Annotated in this window: 1 protein-coding gene; it reads left to right on the forward strand. The window is 60.1% G+C overall.

From position 1 onward, the window contains the following. Positions 1 to 98: 98 nt before the first annotated feature. A partial coding sequence (locus tag GIW04_RS31080) for a UvrD-helicase domain-containing protein (RefSeq protein ID WP_236479657.1) occupies positions 99 to 814 on the forward strand: 716 nt, incomplete at its 3' end.

An 814-nucleotide genomic window follows, 5' to 3' on the forward strand; every position in this document is an offset into this window, starting at 1 on the left:
CAAATTCGAAATCCTTGCCCGGAAAATTGTCGGGCCCGTCTACCAGGCTATGGACGCTGGGTTTACTGCCTTAATCCGCCAGTTATTCGGGTGGGCCCATGCCGCCTGAGTACGATTTGTTCGCCTTCCGCAGCGGAACCGTGACGGCGCCAGCCGGCTGTGGCAAGACACAACTCATCGCGGACACGCTGACCCAGCATACCGGCGCCAAACCTGTTCTCATTCTGACCCATACGAACGCGGGAGTGGCCGCACTACGCCTGCGCATGCAACGCGCCAGCGTTCCAGCGTCAGCGTATCGCGTGGCGACCCTCGACGGTTTTGCCATGCGCTTGGTCGGTATCTTCCCAGAGCGAAGCGGGATACCTGCTGCCATTCTTGAACTGAGAAATCCAGGCGCTGACTATCCCGCAATCCGCTTGGCAGCCTGCTCGTTGGTGCAAGCGGGGCATGTGAGCGATACCCTGGCGGCAACTTATGCTCACTTGCTCGTCGACGAGTACCAAGACTGCAACTTGGTGCAGCACGCCTTGGTCACCGCACTCGCGGCGGTACTACCTACCTGCGTGCTGGGTGATCCTATGCAGGCCATCTTCGGCTTTGCAGGCAATCAACTGGTGGACTGGGATGGACACGTGCTCCAGCAGTTCCCGCTCATCGGTGAGTTGAACCAACCATGGCGCTGGATAAACGCAGGTACCCGCGGGTTTGGCGAGTGGCTTCTAAACTGCCGACGGGTGCTGCAAGCGGGCGGGAGCATCGACCTGGACCAGGCGCCTGCCGAGGTCAACTGGATTCAATTGCTCCCCTCTAC

Origin of the sequence: Pseudomonas sp. PA-4-8C (assembly GCF_021606625.1) — a bacterium.
In the GTDB taxonomy this organism is placed as follows: Bacteria; Pseudomonadota; Gammaproteobacteria; order Pseudomonadales; family Pseudomonadaceae; genus Aquipseudomonas; species Aquipseudomonas lactis.